Source organism: Massilia oculi, assembly GCF_003143515.1.
GTDB lineage: Bacteria > Pseudomonadota > Gammaproteobacteria > Burkholderiales > Burkholderiaceae_D > Telluria > Telluria oculi.
Genome location: NZ_CP029343.1, coordinates 5,642,378 through 5,657,704, shown reverse-complemented (window position 1 = coordinate 5,657,704; position 15,327 = coordinate 5,642,378). Strand labels below are relative to the sequence as shown.

General features: G+C 67.3%; 10 protein-coding genes. 6 read left to right on the top strand and 4 right to left on the bottom strand.

The window, feature by feature from the left end:
- Positions 1 to 143 precede the first annotated feature (143 nt).
- The 3 genes from DIR46_RS25285 (at position 144) to DIR46_RS25275 (ending at position 4,785) form a co-directional block, all read left to right on the top strand.
- Positions 144 to 839 (top strand): FadR/GntR family transcriptional regulator, encoded by a 696-nt coding sequence (locus tag DIR46_RS25285; RefSeq protein ID WP_109347703.1) that lies wholly within the window; start codon positions 144 to 146, stop codon positions 837 to 839.
- An 86-nt stretch (positions 840 to 925) separates the two neighbouring features.
- A complete protein-coding gene (locus tag DIR46_RS25280) occupies positions 926 to 1,678 on the top strand; it encodes a rhamnogalacturonan acetylesterase (RefSeq protein WP_109347702.1) in 753 nt (250 codons plus the stop codon).
- Entirely contained in the window at positions 1,675 to 4,785 is a 3,111-nt protein-coding gene (locus tag DIR46_RS25275) for a pectinesterase family protein (protein ID WP_109347701.1), read from the top strand. Before DIR46_RS25280 ends, DIR46_RS25275 begins: the two co-directional genes overlap by 4 nt.
- A gap of 6 nt (positions 4,786 to 4,791) precedes the next feature.
- Here DIR46_RS25275 and DIR46_RS25270 read toward each other — a convergent pair whose 3' ends face one another.
- From DIR46_RS25270 to garD, 4 genes are read right to left on the bottom strand one after another with little or no spacing between them, the layout of a single operon-like run.
- A complete protein-coding gene (locus tag DIR46_RS25270; protein WP_229446676.1) occupies positions 4,792 to 6,972 on the bottom strand; it encodes a family 43 glycosylhydrolase in 2,181 nt (726 codons plus the stop codon).
- Complete coding sequence (locus DIR46_RS27500) at positions 6,932 to 8,089, bottom strand: aldose 1-epimerase (protein ID WP_109347699.1); 1,158 nt, start codon at positions 8,087 to 8,089, stop codon at positions 6,932 to 6,934. Before DIR46_RS27500 ends, DIR46_RS25270 begins: the two co-directional genes overlap by 41 nt.
- Positions 8,089 to 8,922 (bottom strand): NAD-dependent epimerase/dehydratase family protein, encoded by an 834-nt coding sequence (locus DIR46_RS25260; RefSeq protein WP_109347698.1) that lies wholly within the window; start codon positions 8,920 to 8,922, stop codon positions 8,089 to 8,091. The genes DIR46_RS27500 and DIR46_RS25260 overlap by 1 nt, the downstream gene beginning before the upstream one ends.
- Before the next feature lie 26 nt (positions 8,923 to 8,948).
- Positions 8,949 to 10,490 (bottom strand): galactarate dehydratase, encoded by a 1,542-nt coding sequence (gene garD, locus DIR46_RS25255; RefSeq protein ID WP_109347697.1) that lies wholly within the window; start codon positions 10,488 to 10,490, stop codon positions 8,949 to 8,951.
- A gap of 225 nt (positions 10,491 to 10,715) precedes the next feature.
- Between garD and DIR46_RS25250 the strand changes: the two genes are divergently transcribed.
- From DIR46_RS25250 to DIR46_RS25240, 3 genes are read left to right on the top strand one after another with little or no spacing between them, the layout of a single operon-like run.
- Positions 10,716 to 12,113, top strand: a complete 1,398-nt coding sequence (locus tag DIR46_RS25250; protein WP_109347696.1) for a glycoside hydrolase family 88/105 protein — start codon at positions 10,716 to 10,718, stop codon at positions 12,111 to 12,113.
- A 13-nt stretch (positions 12,114 to 12,126) separates the two neighbouring features.
- Positions 12,127 to 13,350 (top strand): BT3233 family polysaccharide utilization protein, encoded by a 1,224-nt coding sequence (locus DIR46_RS25245; protein WP_109347695.1) that lies wholly within the window; start codon positions 12,127 to 12,129, stop codon positions 13,348 to 13,350.
- Between the two features lie 9 nt (positions 13,351 to 13,359).
- Positions 13,360 to 15,237, top strand: coding sequence for a glycoside hydrolase family 28 protein (locus DIR46_RS25240; protein ID WP_109347694.1), 1,878 nt, complete (start codon positions 13,360 to 13,362; stop codon positions 15,235 to 15,237).
- Positions 15,238 to 15,327: the final 90 nt, after the last annotated feature.

Below are 15,327 nucleotides of genomic sequence, written 5' to 3'. Positions count from 1 at the left end.
GGCGCGAGTTGTCAGACATCTTATGAGCGGACGTCTTTTCTTGCATCATTGGTATGTCCACCTTGCGGGATTGGTCTGGCCAAATTAGAATCGCCTGACCGTCACCCACCCGTCGGTCATTACGCCGACAGCGCCCCCGCCACATGAAAAAAGTTCCAGCAATCGCCGAGCCAGGCCAGGAGCCGCGCCTGTACCGCGTCGTCGCCGCGCGCATCCAGGATCTGATCCGGGAAGATAAGATCCAGCCCGGCACGCGCCTGCCTGCGGAGCGCGAATTGGCCGCCAAGCTCGAAGTCAGCCGCGCCTCGCTGCGCGAGGCGCTGATCGTGCTGGAGTTGTCGGGGATCGTCGAAGTCCGCGGCGGTTCCGGTGTCTATGTCAGCGAGAAGGCGGCGGCGCCGTCCGACGTGCCGGAAGCCGGCCCCGGCCCGTTCGAGGTGCTGGCGGCGCGCCGCATGATCGAGTCCGAGATCGCCGCCCTCGCCGCCAAGAACGCCACCGATTCGGCGATCGACGCCATCCTGAAGGCGGTCGAAGAGATGGAGCGCCAGCACGACGACCGCGCCAGCAACGAGAACGCCGACCGCAACTTCCACCTGGCGCTGGCGCGCGCCACCGGCAACACCGCCATGGTGGGCGTCATCGAATACCTGTGGGCCCAGCGCGGCAGCCTGTGGCACAAGCTGAAGGAACACTTCCAGACCGAGGAATTGCGCAAGCAGACCCTGATCGACCACCGCAACATCCTGGCCGCCATCGCCTCGCACGATGCGCCTGCTGCCCGCGCCGCGATGCGTGCACACCTGGAGCGCGTGACGCGAACGTTCTCGCGCGGCTAGCTGATTGCCAGACAAGCGCATGGCCTGACCGCTTGCTAAATTGGTCAGGCCAAAATAGAATCCGGCAAACCCCTTGGAGTTTGCCAATGCCGTTTCATTTCCGCGCTCGTCGCTTCCTGCCGCGCTTCCTGCCGCTCTTCCTGCCGCTCGTTCTGCCGGCCTTTCTTGCGACCGGCGCCAGCGCCGCTCCCGACAGGCCGCTGCGCCTGATCCTCGTGGGCGACTCGACCATGGCCAGCAGCACCGGTTATGGCGACGCACTGTGCGCCCGCCTCACTCCCGACACCGCCTGCCTCAACCTTGCGCGCGGCGGTCGCAGCTCGGGGAGCTTCCGCGCCGAAGGCCGCTGGGACGAGGTGCAGTCGCTGCTGCGCGCTGGCGAGGCATTCGGGGCAAGCTACGTCCTGATCCAGTTCGGCCACAACGACCAGCCCGGCAAGCCGGGACGTTCGACCGACATCGTAAACGAGTTCCCGGCCAATATGCGGCGCTACGTCGAGGAGACCCGGGCCGCCGGCGGCATCCCGGTGTTGGTGACGCCGCTGACGCGGCGCAGCTTCCGCGGCGCCTGGGTGCATGACGACCTCGCGCCTTGGTCGGCCGCGGTACGCCAGGTCGCGCGTGAGACGACGACCGCGCTGGTCGACCTGAACGCGCTGTCGATGGCCGACGTCCAGGCCATGGGACCGCGCCAGGCCGACGCCCTGGCCCGCGCCGGCGCAAACTTCGACCACACGCACGTCGGGCCGGCCGGAGCCGAGCGCTACGGGAGCATGATGGCGCACGCCTTGCGGCGCCAGGTGCCCGGCATGGCCGCCGCATTCGGGAGCGCCCGATGAGCGCCGCCCTGGCGGCGGTTGCGCTGGCCCTGGCGGGGGCGGTCAGCGAGCGTCAGCATGCGCCCGGCGACGGCTGGGCGGCCCAGGAGGGCGGCACGCGCGGCGGCGCCATGGCGGCCCCTGCCCACGTCTACACGGTGCGCAGTCCGGACGAGTTGCTGGCGGCGCTGCAGGTTCCGGCAACTGCGCCGGCGCCGGCCCGCATCGTGCGCGTCGCAGCCAGCATCGACATGAGCGCGGGCCGACCTTTTCAAGACGCCGCAGACCAGGCGCGCCGCGGCGTGGTGCGCATTCCCGCCAACACCACCCTGCTCGGCGTGACGCCGGGCGCCGGCTTCGTCAACGCCAGCCTGGTCGTATCCGGCGTGTCGCAGGTCATCGTGCGCAACCTGATGCTCCGGAATCCCTGCGACGTCGAACCGCAGTGGGACCCGCGGGACGGGGCCAGGGGCAACTGGAATGCGCGCTACGACGGCATCAGCGTCTCGAACGCCCATCACGTCTGGATCGACCACAACAGCTTCACCGACGCGCCGGTGACTGACGATACCCAGCCGGTGGAAAACGGCATGCCCAGGCAGTGCCACGACGGCGCGCTGGACATCACCAATGGCTCGGACTTCGTCAGCGTCACCTACAACCGCTTCGCGCAGCACCAGAAGAACACCCTGGTGGGCGGCAGCGACCGCGCGCAGGGCGACCGTGAGCACCTGCGCGTGACCTTCAAGGGCAACCTGTTCGAGCACGTGAGCGAACGCGCGCCGCGCGTGCGCTACGGCCAGGTGCACCTGCTGAACAACTACCACGTCGGCGACCGCAAGCATCCCGTGTATGCGCACGCCTACAGCGTGGGCGTCGGCACCGAAGCCCACGTCATTGCCCATGCCAATGCCTACGAGATCCTGGGCGCGACCGGCTGCGCACAGGTGGTGCGCGCGCCAGGCGGCAGCGCCGGCGTCCACATCGACCAGGATTCGGTCCTGAATGGCCAGCCATTGGCCGGCTGCCCGTATGGCGGCGACGCCGGCTGGCGCGTGCCCTACATGTTCGCCGCCCTGCCCGCGCACGAGGTGCCGCGTCGTGTTCTGGCCCACGCAGGCCCGCGCCCCCTCGACCGGGAGAACGGCGTCGTCGAGGCGCGCCTGGTGGTGAAGGCCGGCGCGCCACCGTTCGTCCTGCAGGCGCGGCGGGATGAGCACGGTGGCTGGCAAGGCGCAAGCGTGCGCGCCATCGACGACGGCACCACGCTCCAGGTCGAGCTGCTGGAAGCACGCGGCGGCGGACCAAAGCGCCTCAAGCAGGTCAGGCGGCGCGCGCCGCTGGTGGGTACGCCGCTGGTGCTGCGCGTGGAAAGTCAGGCCGGCATGCTGTCGGCCTGGCTCGATGGCGAGCGGGTGACGTCGAGCCAGGTCGCGCCGCTGGCCGCCAGCGCGCCGGCGGCCTGGGACGCCGCGGGGCATGCCCTGCTCGACCTGCGCGACGGTCCGGCCGGCCTGCCTGCGGAGCGCATCGCCCTGCGGCTCGGCGCGAACACGCTGGCCTTGCAGGCCGGCGATCCGGCCGAGAGCGTCGTCGTCACGGGGCAGGCATCGCTCGTCACCTCCAGCGATCCCGGTGTCGCCTCGGTCGCCCGCGCTGACGGCCGGCTGCTGGTCACGCCGCTCAAACCCGGGCGCGCCACCATCACCGTCGGCGGCCCGGACCCGGCCTGGCAGCAAGCCACGTTCGCGCTGGAAGTCGGTACGCCATTCGCCGGGCCACGACGCACCGCGCTGCCGGCAGCGCGCCTGCGCCCGGCGCATGCCGAACGCGGCGTCCCGCCGGACACGCCGCTGCTGATGACCTTCGATCGTCCTCCAGTCCTGAGCGGCGCCGGCAGCGTGCGCATCGTGCGGCGCCATGATGGCGCGCAACTCGCGACGATACGGCCCGGCGAAACCGTCATCGCGCTCGGCCCGGCCGGGAAGCAGCGCCTGCTACGCCACCAGCCAATCTCGGTCGAAGGCCATGCGGTGCGCATTCGCCTGCCGCTCAAGCTCGGCTACGGCGTCGAGTACGAAGCCGTCGTCGATCCGGCCCTGCTGCGCGACCCGGCGTTCAAGGGAGCGCGCTGGACCTTCCGCACCACACCCTATCCGCCTGTCGGCGACAGCGTGACGGTGGATGACGATGGCCGCGCCGATTTCCGCACCGTGCAGGGCGCGCTCGACCATGCGATGACGCTGCCGCGCGCGCAGGCGGTGACCGTCAACGTGCGCAGCGGCGTCTACCCGGAACTGCTCTACCTGCGCGACAAGGACAAGCTGATGCTGCGCGGGCAGAGCCGCGAGGCGACCATCATCCGGGCGGCCAACAGCGATGCGCGCAACCCGGGTTCAGAAGGACGGGCGCAATTCCTGGTCCAGGGCAGCGACCTGCTCGAGATCCGCGACCTGACGCTGCACAACACGACGCGCCGCAGCGACGGCCACTCGGCCCAGGCCGAAACGCTCTTCTTCAGCAACGACAAAGGCAGGCTCATCGCCCGCAACGCCGCCTTCCTCAGCGAGCAGGACACGCTGCAGCTGACCGGCTATGCCTGGATCCACCGCTCGCTGGTCGAGGGCAACGTCGACTTTATCTGGGGTAACAATCGCGCGGCGCTGTTCGAGGAGAGCGAGATCCGCAGCGTCGGCGACAGCGCGTCGATCCAGAACGGCGGCTACCTGGTGCAGGCAAGGACTGTCGAACGCGATGATCCTGGCTTCGTCTTCCTGCGCTCGCGGCTGACGCACGGACCAGGGCCAGCGGGGAACCTGCCGCCGCCCGGCAGCGTGTATCTCGCCCGCTCTCCGGGGACCGCCCACACATGGGACAACGTCGCCTTCATCGGCAACTCGGTCGACCGCCACATCGCCGCCGAGGCCTGGCTGCGCCAACCGGCGCCGAATCCGCAGGCCGCAGATGCGGTATCGGGCTGGCGCGAATCCGGCAATACGGCGCCGGATGGGACGCCGCGATCCTTCGGTGGCTATCGCCTGCGTGAAGAAGAAGCGCGCGACTGGTCGGCCCGCAGCGGCATATTCAAGCGCTTCAACGACGGCCAGGGCTGGGAACCCCTGCCATGAACAGGTTCAGGGCGTGATGCGGACGTAGTCGACGTCCGCGTGCGCGCCCGGCGCCCCGGTGGCGAACAGCGTCAGTTGCGCGCCCACCCAGCGCCCCATGCGCGCCTCGAACGGCGTGCCGAGCGCAACGAAGCCGCCGCCATCGGCGCTGTACGAGAACGCCACCCGCGCGCCATCCGTCACGTCGATCTTCAGGCGCACGTCGAGGCGCGGCAGCGCCGCCCCGACCTCTTCCACGCATGGCCCGCCCTCGCCGCAGCGCATTGTCACCATTCGAGGAACTCCGGCAACCTGGCGCACCCCGAACCAGTTGTCCGCCAGCCCCGCGATGCCGAAGCCGGCCTGGTCGCCATCGCGCACCGAGTTCAGGCGCACGCTTGCCGTCGCGCTGAACGTCGGCGCCACGAATTTATGGGTCAGCACCGACGCCAGCTGGCGCAACGGCGCCTGCGGCTGGGCGTTCAGGCGCAGCTTGCCGTCCCCCAGCGCATACCAGCCGGTCTTCCAGTTGGCGGCCCATTGCCACTGCGGGCCGAGCGTCGCTCCGTCGAACTCGTCGCCGACCGCAGGCTGACGCCGCGGATAGGCGCCCGCCACCGGCTTGTCGTGCTCCAGCACCGGCTGGCCGACGCCAGGGGCAGCGGACGGCTCGCCAATCAGCGGCCAGCCGTCCTGCCAGCGCATCGGTTGCAGGTGCACCACGCGGCCATAGGCGCGCTTGTCCTGGAAGTGGAAGAACCAGTCAGTCCCTTCCGGCGTCCTGACCCAGGCGCCCTGGTGCGGGCCATTGACGTCGGTGGTCGACTGGGCCAGCACGATGCGGTCCTCGTACGGCCCCTCGATCGAACGCGAACGGAACACCGACTGCCAGCCATGCTCGACGCCGCCGGCCGGGGCGAACACGTAGTACCAGCCATCGGCCTTGTACAGCTTCGGTCCTTCCAGCGTGCGGTAGGCCGGCAGACGATTGCCGTCGATGACCACCTTGCCTTTGTCGTCCTGCAGGCTGCGGCCATCGGGCGCCATGCGACGCAAGGTCAAGACATTATTGAAGCCGGCGCGGCTTTTCGCCCAGGCGTGCAGCAGCCAGGCCTTGCCGTCGTCGTCCCACAGCGGCGTCGGGTCGATGATGCCCTTGCCCGGCAGGAGCAGGTGCGGCGCGCTCCATGGGCCGTTGAAACTGGTCGCGGTGGTGACGAACACGCCCTGGTCGGGATCCGGATAGAAGATCCAGAACTTGCCGTCGTGGTAGCGCAGGCACGGCGCCCAGACGCCCTTGCCGTGTTGGGGCGTCGCGAACGCCGCCTCGGGCACGAGGCGCGGCAGCGCATGGCCCGTCAGCTCCCAGTTGACCATGTCCTTCGACGTCAACAGGGGCAAGCCGGGCGAGTTGGCGAAGCTCGACGCCACCATGTAGTAGGTGTCCCCCACGCGGATCACGTCCGGGTCGGAGTAATCGGCGTGCAGGATCGGATTGCGGTAGCGGCCATTTCCCAGGTCGGACGACCAGGGCGCCCGGGCCGGCATGGGGCCGAGTACTCGCCCCAGGAAGTCGCCCATCGCGTCCACGGTCGGCGCCAGCCACGGGTCGAACAGCCAGAACGCGTGCGGCGTACCGGGCAGCGCCACGGTCTCGGCCAGGACGCCATGGCTCCGCAGCTTGGCCATCATCGCTTCGCGCCCGGCCGAGAAGCGCGGCACACCGCTCACGATGAACAGGACCGGCGGGCTGGCCATGTCGACATGCGAAATCGGCGACGCTGCATGCCATACCTCACGCTGTTCGGCATAGCGCCCGCCAAACCAGGCGCCGGCGGCCGACGGACTCTTGGCTGGGTCGTCCTCGTGACGCAGGACTTCGGCGGAGGTGAAGTCGGACAGGCCATCGATATTGACGACCGCCCGGATGGCGCCCCGATCCGTCATGCCGACCAGGGCGGCAATCTGCCCTCCGGCCGAACCGCCTGCGATCGCCACGCGCGCCGGATCGACGCCGAAGCGCTCAGCGCTCGCCTGCAGCCAGCCTACGGCTTGCCTGACGTCGTCGATCGCCGCTGGGTAAGGTGCCTGGCCGGACAGGCGATAGCTGACGCTGGCGGCAGCATAGCCACGCGCTGCCAGCCGCGCCGCCAGCGGCGCCATCTCGCTACGGTCGCCGCTGCGCCAGCCGCCGCCGTGGACCAACACGACCAGCGGCGCCGGCCTCTTGCCTCGCGCGGGCAGGTACAGGTCGAGCGCCAGTGAAGTGTCGCCCCGGACCGCATAGACCAGGTCCTTGCGCACCTGGACTGGAGCCGGCGCCGTGCCGCTGGCGATGCGGATAAACGGATAGTCGGCCGCCAATTTGCGGTAGGTAGTCTCGGCATTGTAAGGCTGCGGCTGCGCGCTTGCCGCAGCAAATGGCAGCAACAAGGCCAGCGGCCAGCGCCTCACAGCACACTGCCCTGAACACGACGCGGCGACGCAGGCTGGCGCCCGGCGCCAGGATGCTCAAGCCCGGATAGCCCGGCAGATTATGGGCGTTGATCGGGTGGTCGACCGGTTCGAAACAAAAGAAGTCGCGTCCGGGTGGCGCGTACAGGATGAAGTAATCCATGTTGGCCTCGATGCTCAGGCCCACGCCGCGCGCCGGCCAGATAATGTGGGCCGTCCCGTCCCAACCGTGGAAAACGTTATCGACGCCATGCTCGGGCAGGCGGGCCGGATCGACGAAGTTCCAGTCCGGTGGCAGGGGCCCGCGCATCGACGGCAGCTTGTCGGCGCCTGCCAGCCACACCTGGGATGCCCTGGCCTGCAGGCGCGCGCCTTGTGGATCGGGAAGCCAGGGATGCAGGCCAAGGCCGAACGGCAAGGCGTATTTGCCGGCGTTGCGCACTTCCAGTTCCACCACCAGCGCATCGCCTTCCAGGGCATAGCGCAGCGCGGCGTCATAGGAAAACGGCGAAGCAGCATGGCGCTTCAGGCGCAGCAGCGCCGAATCGGGGGTGTGGGACATCACTTCCCACGCCTGCTGCCAGCCGTCGCCATGGATCGGACATGGTTCGCCGGCGCGATTCGGCGCCGGCACGTGACGTCGGTCATCGAACGCGAAGCCAAACGGCGCCATGCGGTTCGACCACGGCACGAGAGGAAAGCACGCAAGTTGCGAAGGCAGCGGCACTTCCTGCGTGTCCGTTGCCAGGGGCCGCAACAGCGGCTGCGGGCTCGCTCCGCCCAGCCAGTCGAGGCGACCGAGACCGCCCCCCGCCTGCGGCACGACGTCGGCACGCAGGCGGCCGTTCCCGAGCTGCAGGCGCTGCAGCATCAGTATTGCGGACCGTCGAGCAGGAACTTCCCGCCCTGGTACATCGTGGTCACGTCGTCCTGGGCCGGGAACTCGGAGGTATCCGGGAACAGGTGGGCGAACTTGCTCGAGCCGTCCTTTGGCTTGTAGCCGAGGTGCGATGCCAGGCGGTTGTCCCACCAGGTGCTGTCGTTGTCCGACTGGCCGTACACGATGGTGTGGCCGACGCGCGGCGCGAACAGCGAGCAGCGCAGCAGCTCGGTCAGGTCGTCGTAGGAGAGGAAGGTGCTCATCATGCGCTTGTTGGCCGGCTCCGGGAAGCTCGAGCCGATGCGGATGCAGACGGTCTCGATGCCGAAGCGGTCGAAGTAGTAGCGCGCCATCTGTTCGCCGAACACCTTCGACAGGCCGTAGTAGCTGTCCGGGCGGGTCGGCGAGTTCGCATCGAGCACCTCGGTGGTGCGGTGGTAGCCGATGGCGTGGTTGGAGCTGGCGAAGACCACGCGCCGGGTGCCGGCCTTGTGCAGCGCCTCGTACAGGTTGGCAACGCCCAGGATATTGGCCTGCATGATCGGTTCGAACGGCTTTTCCGTCGAAATGCCGCCGAAGTGCAGCACCGCGTCCACGCCTTCCAGGAGCTTGATCACCGCCTCCTTGTCGGCCAGGTCGCACTGGACGATCTCTTCGCCCTCGCGCGCCTCGCCCATGTCCGCCACGTCCGACAGGCGCACCACCTCGGCCCATGGCTTGATGCGGTCGCGCAGCACCTTGCCCAGGCCGCCGGCGGCGCCGGTCAGCAGGATGCGCTTGAACGGCTTGCCAATCTTCTTCGTACTGCCAACTGCTTCGGTCATTCCACCACTCCTTCCGTCTCTATTATTTACGTCACCGGCGCCGGGTTGAACAGCGCCAGCGAATTATGCAGTTTCCACTGCTCGGCCCAGGTGCGGCGGCCACTGGCCACGTCGAGGATCAGGCGGAACAATTCCCAGCCCACGTCCTCGATGGTCGCTTCGCCCGTGGCGATGCGGCCGGCGTCGACATCCATCAGGTCGTGCCAGCGGCGCGCCAGGTCGGAACGGGTCGCCATCTTGATCACCGGGACCGCGGCCAGGCCATACGGCGTGCCGCGACCGGTGGTAAAGATGTGGACGTTCATCCCGGCGGCCATCTGCAGCGTACCGCAAATGAAATCGCTGGCCGGCGTGGCGGCGTAGATCAGACCTTTCTGCTCGAGCTTGTCGCCGGGCGAGAGCACGCCGGTGATGGCCGTGCTGCCCGACTTGACGATCGATCCCATCGCCTTTTCGACGATATTGGACAGACCGCCCTTCTTGTTCCCCGGCGTCGTGTTCGCGCTGCGGTCGACGCCGCCCCGCACCAGGTAGTCATCGTACCACTGCATCTCGCGCACCATGGCCTGGGCGATTTCCGGGCTCGCGGCGCGCGCGGTCAGCTGGTCGATCCCGTCCCGCACTTCGGTCGTCTCGGAGAACATGACGGTGCCGCCGGCGCGCACGATCAGGTCGGTGGCGTAGCCGACCGCCGGATTGGCGGTGACGCCCGAGAACGCGTCGCTGCCGCCGCACTGCACGCCCACCACCAGGCTCGACGCCGGGCAGGTCTCGCGGCGGCGGGCATCCAGTTTTTGCAGGTGCCGTTCGGCGGTCGCCATCAGGTTGTCGATCATCGACATGAAGCCGACGTGCTGCTGGTCCTGCAAGGTCACGACCGAAGGTTGAGCCGTGCCGATCGGGATCGAGCCGGCCGGGAACAGGCGCGTCGGCGGCAGCTTCTCGCAGCCCAGGCTGACGACCATCACGTCGTCGCCGAAGTTCGGGTTCTTGGACAGGTTGCGGATGGTGCGGATCGGGATCTCGGCGCCGGGCGCGTCGATCGCGACGCCGCAGCCATAGATGTGTTCGAGCGAGACCACGTCGTCGACGTTCGGGTAGCGCGGCAGCAGTTCGTCGCGGATGCGCTTGACCGCGTACTCGATCACGCCCGACACGCATTGCACGGTGCTGGTGATCGCCAGCAGGTTGCGGGTGCCGACCGAGCCGTCGGCGTTGCGGTAGCCCTCGAAGGTAAAGCCTTCCAGCGGCGCGAAATCGGTCACCGCATGGGTGCCGATCGGCAGGTTGTCGAGCGAACGGGCGGCCGGCATGCGCAGCACCTTCTCCGAGATCCAGCTGCCGCGGGGGATGGCGCTATTCGCATAGCCGATTACGACGCCGTAGCGGATCACCGGGTCGTTATCGCCAAAATCGACCAGCGCCACCTTGTGCCCCTGGGGCACCCCTTCCACCAGCACCAGGCCATCGGCAAGAACGGTGCCGGCGGGCAGGCCGCCATCGTTGGCGACGATCGCCACGTTGTCGCTGGCCTGCATGCGGATGGTACGGGGGACGAGCTGGTTCATAGGGTCTGCCTGCGAGTTCATAAGAGTCTGCAATAGTGAGCTGCAATATGCGGCTGCAATACCTGAGGTTCTTTTTCAGTATGCCACACAAAAATGAAAAGTGGCTAGTCCACCTTGCGATTTTGGTCTGACCAAATTAGAATGGCCTGACCAAAACGCATCGCACAGAAGATGGGCCTGAAGTTCAAGCAACACGGGTAATACAACAACGCCGATTGGAGACACATGAAACTGCATTTGCTGGCAGCCCTCCTGGGCTGCGCGCTCGCTTGCGGGCCCGCCCTTGCCGAGGGCAAGTACCGCAATCCCGACAACACCAACCTGGGCGACCCGGGCGAAGGAACCTACCCGATCCCCTACAAGATGCCGGCCGTGGCCGAAGTGACAGCCCAGCTGCAATCGATCCGTTCCTTCATGGACCGCGCCACCCCGACCCGCATCGTCAGCAAGCGCACCGGCCAGCCGATCACCGACCTCAGGACACCGAACGCCGACGCGGTCTTCGAGCGCAGCGCCGGCGACTACGGCATCCAGGTCTATGAAATGGGGGTGGTCCATTCCGGCCTGCTCAAGGCGGCCCAGATCACCGGCGACGATGGCTTCACCGGCATGACCCGCCGCCACTTCCAGTTCTTCAACGATACCCTGCCGTACTTCCGGGCCCAGGAGCAAAGGTTCAAGCTCGAACGCGGCAACAGTTTCTCCCGCTTCCTCGATCCGCGCTCGCTCGACGATGCCGGCTCGATGTGCGCGGCTTTGATCCGCGCCCGCCTGGCCAAGATCGGCCCCGATCTCAAGACCATGATCGACACCTGCAGCGACTGGGTCGGCAAACGCCAGTTCCGCCTGGAAGACGGCACCATGGCGCGCAAGCGTCCGCAGGAAGTCTCCCTGTGGGCCGACGATATGTACATGAGCATCCCGGCGCTGGCCGAGATGGGCCGCCTGACGGGCAAGCGCGAACACTTCGACGACGCCGTCAATAATGTGCTGGGCATGTCGAGCCGCATGTTCAACCCGCAGCTCGGTCTGTACACCCACGGCTGGCATGCCAACCATCAGGACGCACCGCGTTTCTACTGGGCGCGTGCCAACGGCTGGGCGGTGCTGGCGATGTCCGACCTGCTCGACGTGCTGCCGAAAGACCACCCGGGCTACCCGAAGGTGCTAGCCCAGTTGCGCGCCTCGTTGAAAGGCATCGCCGAACTGCAGAGCGGCAGCGGCCTGTGGCACCAGATGCTGGACCGTAACGACTCCTACCTCGAGACCTCGGCCAGCGCGATGTTCACCTATGTGTTCGCGCACGCCGTCAATGAAGGCTGGATCAGCCCGACCACCTATGGCTCGATCGCCCAGGCCGGCTGGAACGCGCTGTCGACCCGCATCAATTCGCTGGGCCAGGTGGAAGGTACCTGTGTCGGCACCACGCTCGCCAGCGACATGGTCTATTACTACCACCGCCCGACCAGCGTCGATGCCCTGCATGGCTACGGTCCGATGCTGATGGCCGGCGCCGAGATCATCCGACTGGTGAAGAATCCGGCCTTCGAGGTGCAGCACAAGGTGCGCACCTACCACTACATGCCCAAGGGCGGCCAGACCGACTACCGCGAACACCACTGATCGGGGGAACAAGATGAAACGACTCGTACTGGCAGTTATGCTGGGGGCGGCGCTCGCGCAAATGCAGGCACAGGCGCAGGCCCAGGACAAATTCGCGGTCACCGTGCAGCACGACCTGGCGATCGCGCGGCCCTCGGAAACCATCGCGATCCCGTGGAAAGAGGTCAATGCCGCCATGCCGGGTGCGATGGTGCAGAAGATCGCGGTCAAGGATGCCCAGGGCCGGGTGCTGCCGCACCAGGTGACCAACGTCGCCCCGCAGGCCAAGGATCCGAACAACGAAGGCGTCGCCTATGGCGAACTGCTGTTCCAGCACAGCTTCGGCGCCGGCGAGAAGAGCGCGCGCTTCACCGTCGAGCGCATCGATGGCGTCGCGCCGCCCTTCCCCATCAAGGCGTTCGCGCGCCAGGTGCCGGAACGCCTGGACGATTTCGCCTGGGAGAACGACAAGGTGGCGCACCGCACCTATGGCCCGGCCCTGGCGGCGCCGGCGCCCGCTGGCGTCGTCAAGGAAGTGCTGGTGACCAGCGGCCTCGATATCTGGTTCAAGCGGGTCGACTATCCGATCGTCGACCGCTGGTACAACAAGGGCCATGACCATTACCACAAGGACCAGGGTGAAGGCATGGACATGTACAACGTCGGCAAGTCGCGCGGCGCCGGCGGCACCGGCATCTGGGATGGCAAGACGCTGTACACGGGCGTCAACTACGCCAGCTACAAGATCCTGGCGAACGGCCCGATCCGCGCCGTGTTCGAGCTGCACTACGCGCCATGGGACGCGGGCGGCCGCCAGGTCAGCGAAGTCAAGCGCTTCACGGTCGACGCCGGGCATTGGCTGGACCGCATCGACAGCACCTTCACCACTACCGCAGGTGACACCGCGCCGCTGACGGTGGCCGTGGGCCTGAACAAGACGCCGAGCGACAAGGGCCAGGACGCGAAGATCGGGGTTGGCCGCGACGGCAAGGTCTTGCTGCAGTGGGTCGAGCAAAAGACCAACGACGCCTTCGGCACCGCGATCGTGCTCCCGGGCGCCGAGGGCTTCGCCCAGGACCCGCTCAACGAACTGGTGTTGGCGAAGGCCATGCCGGGCAAGCCGCTGCGCTACTACGCCGGCGCCGCCTGGAGCCGCGCCGGGGAAATCACCAGCCGCGCCCAGTGGGAACGCCAGGCCCAGGACATCGCCGCCCGCGACGCCAGTCCGGTGCGCGTGACCATCCAGCCTGCGAAGTAAAGGATTCCGATGACTTTTCAAGCCAAACGCCGCGCCCTGCTGCGCACCGTCCCCGCCGCCTCGCTCATGCTGGGCGGCATCAAGACCGCTGCGGCGTACCAGGCCGGCGCGCTTTCGAGTACGGGAGCATTGACGAGGGCGGCCGCGAATGCCGCCACGGCTGCGGCCGATCCCTGGCAGCGCGCCGCCGCCATCGTGGCCCGCTTCGCCACCCCGCTGAACTTCCGTGATGAGGATTTCCATATCACCTTTCATGGTGCCAAACCCTGCAAGCTGGTCAAGGTGAAGGGCCAGACCGAATCGCTGGTCGAAGGCACCCTCGACACGCCGGCGCCGGGTTCCCCGGACTGCTATCCGGCGATCGCCGCCGCCATCGCGGCCTGCCACGCCAAAGGCGGCGGCCGCGTCGTGATTCCGAAGGGAGAATGGTATTGCGCCGGCCCGATCGTCCTGCGCTCGAACGTGCACGTACACCTGGCCGCCGGCGCGCGCGTGCACTTCGCCGCCAATCCCGCCCACTATGCGCGCCATGGCGAGCACGATTGCGGCACAAACGGCAAGCTGGTGCTGTCGCGTTGGCAGGGCAACGATTGCCTGAACTATTCGCCGATGGTGTACGCGATCAACCAGACCAATATCGCGCTCACCGGCGAGGACTGGACCAGCATCCTCAATGGCCAGGGCGGCGTGCCGTTCGAGCCGGGCTTCGCCGATGGGCCGGAATGCTGGTGGGACTGGAAGGGCCGCGGCAAGCCGGTACGCAAGCGCACCGAGGTCTATGCCAATCCGAACAATCCGCCCCTCGATCAAGTCGTGCCCGGCATCGATGCGCGGCGCCAGGCCAGCATCCAGGGCGAGGGAGATCGCTGGCAGACCGATTCGCGCTACCTGCCGGCACTGTCGGAAGCCGGCGTGCCGGTGGAGCGACGCGTGTTCGGCCGTGGTCACTACCTGCGCCCGTGCATGATCGAACTGATCGGCTGCAATAAAGTGCTGCTGCAGGGTTACCAGGTCAATGCCGCGCCGTTCTGGCTGCACCATCCGGTGAACTGCCGCGACCTGTTGATCCGGCGCGTGAACATGGAAAGCCTGGGCCCGAACAGCGATGGCTTCGATCCGGAAGCCTGCGACGGCGTGCTGGTGGACGACTGCCTGTTCAACAACGGGGACGACTGCATCGCGATCAAGGCCGGCAAGAACCTCGATACCCAGCACGGCCCGACGCGCAATATCGTGATACGGAACTGCGTGATGAACAGCGGCCATGGCGGCGTCACCCTGGGTAGCGAGATGGCGGGCGGCATCGAATACGTGTTCGCGGAGAACCTCGAGTTCCGCAACATCCACTGGAAGGACGATCCGCTGAACACGGCGATCCGGCTCAAGACCAATATGAACCGGGGCGGCTTCCTGCGCCACCTGTACGTACGCGACGTCACCCTGCCCCATGGCGTGTCGATCGAGCCGATGCTGTACAAGCCATTGCCGGGCGCGCACGAGATCAAGGCGCCGGTGGCTTCGAGCGCCGGCGCCATCGTCACCATCGATTGCGACTACGTGCCGGGCGACGACACCATGCGCATCCGGCCGCCGCAGGTATCGGACATCGACATCCGCAACGTCCGCGCCAGCAATGTCGATACCGGCAAGGGCAGCTTCTCGTGCTACCAGGCCTTCATGCTGCTGGGCCCAGTCGCGTCGAGCTTCAACGGCAAGCCGGGCACGCCAATCCCGCCGATCGCGCGCATCCGTATCAGCGATTCGGACTTCGGGACACCCGCCAACACGCAGCAGCCGTGGTTCATCCACAACGCCGTCGACATCACCCTCGACAAGGTCACCATCGGCGGCAAGCGGTACAAGCAGGTCTTGTCGACAAAGACCTGACTGGCAACAGGTCAGGCCAGTTGAAAAATATTTTTTAATTGGTCTGACCAAAACCACAAAAGCTGACATAGAATTCAACAACTGGCCTGA

Bases quoted from the DNA above. Each gene is read 5' to 3' on its own strand.
- DIR46_RS25275 (WP_109347701.1), top strand. From the start codon at position 1,675: ATGAGCGCCGCCCTGGCGGCGGTTGCGCTGGCCCTGGCGGGGGCGGTC.
- DIR46_RS25260 (WP_109347698.1), bottom strand. From the start codon at position 8,922: ATGACCGAAGCAGTTGGCAGTACGAAGAAGATTGGCAAGCCGTTCAAG.
- DIR46_RS25285 (WP_109347703.1), top strand. From the start codon at position 144: ATGAAAAAAGTTCCAGCAATCGCCGAGCCAGGCCAGGAGCCGCGCCTG.
- DIR46_RS25280 (WP_109347702.1), top strand. From the start codon at position 926: ATGCCGTTTCATTTCCGCGCTCGTCGCTTCCTGCCGCGCTTCCTGCCG.
- DIR46_RS27500 (WP_109347699.1), bottom strand. From the start codon at position 8,089: ATGCTGCAGCGCCTGCAGCTCGGGAACGGCCGCCTGCGTGCCGACGTC.
- DIR46_RS25245 (WP_109347695.1), top strand. From the start codon at position 12,127: ATGAAACGACTCGTACTGGCAGTTATGCTGGGGGCGGCGCTCGCGCAA.
- garD (WP_109347697.1), bottom strand. From the start codon at position 10,490: ATGAACCAGCTCGTCCCCCGTACCATCCGCATGCAGGCCAGCGACAAC.
- DIR46_RS25240 (WP_109347694.1), top strand. From the start codon at position 13,360: ATGACTTTTCAAGCCAAACGCCGCGCCCTGCTGCGCACCGTCCCCGCC.
- DIR46_RS25250 (WP_109347696.1), top strand. From the start codon at position 10,716: ATGAAACTGCATTTGCTGGCAGCCCTCCTGGGCTGCGCGCTCGCTTGC.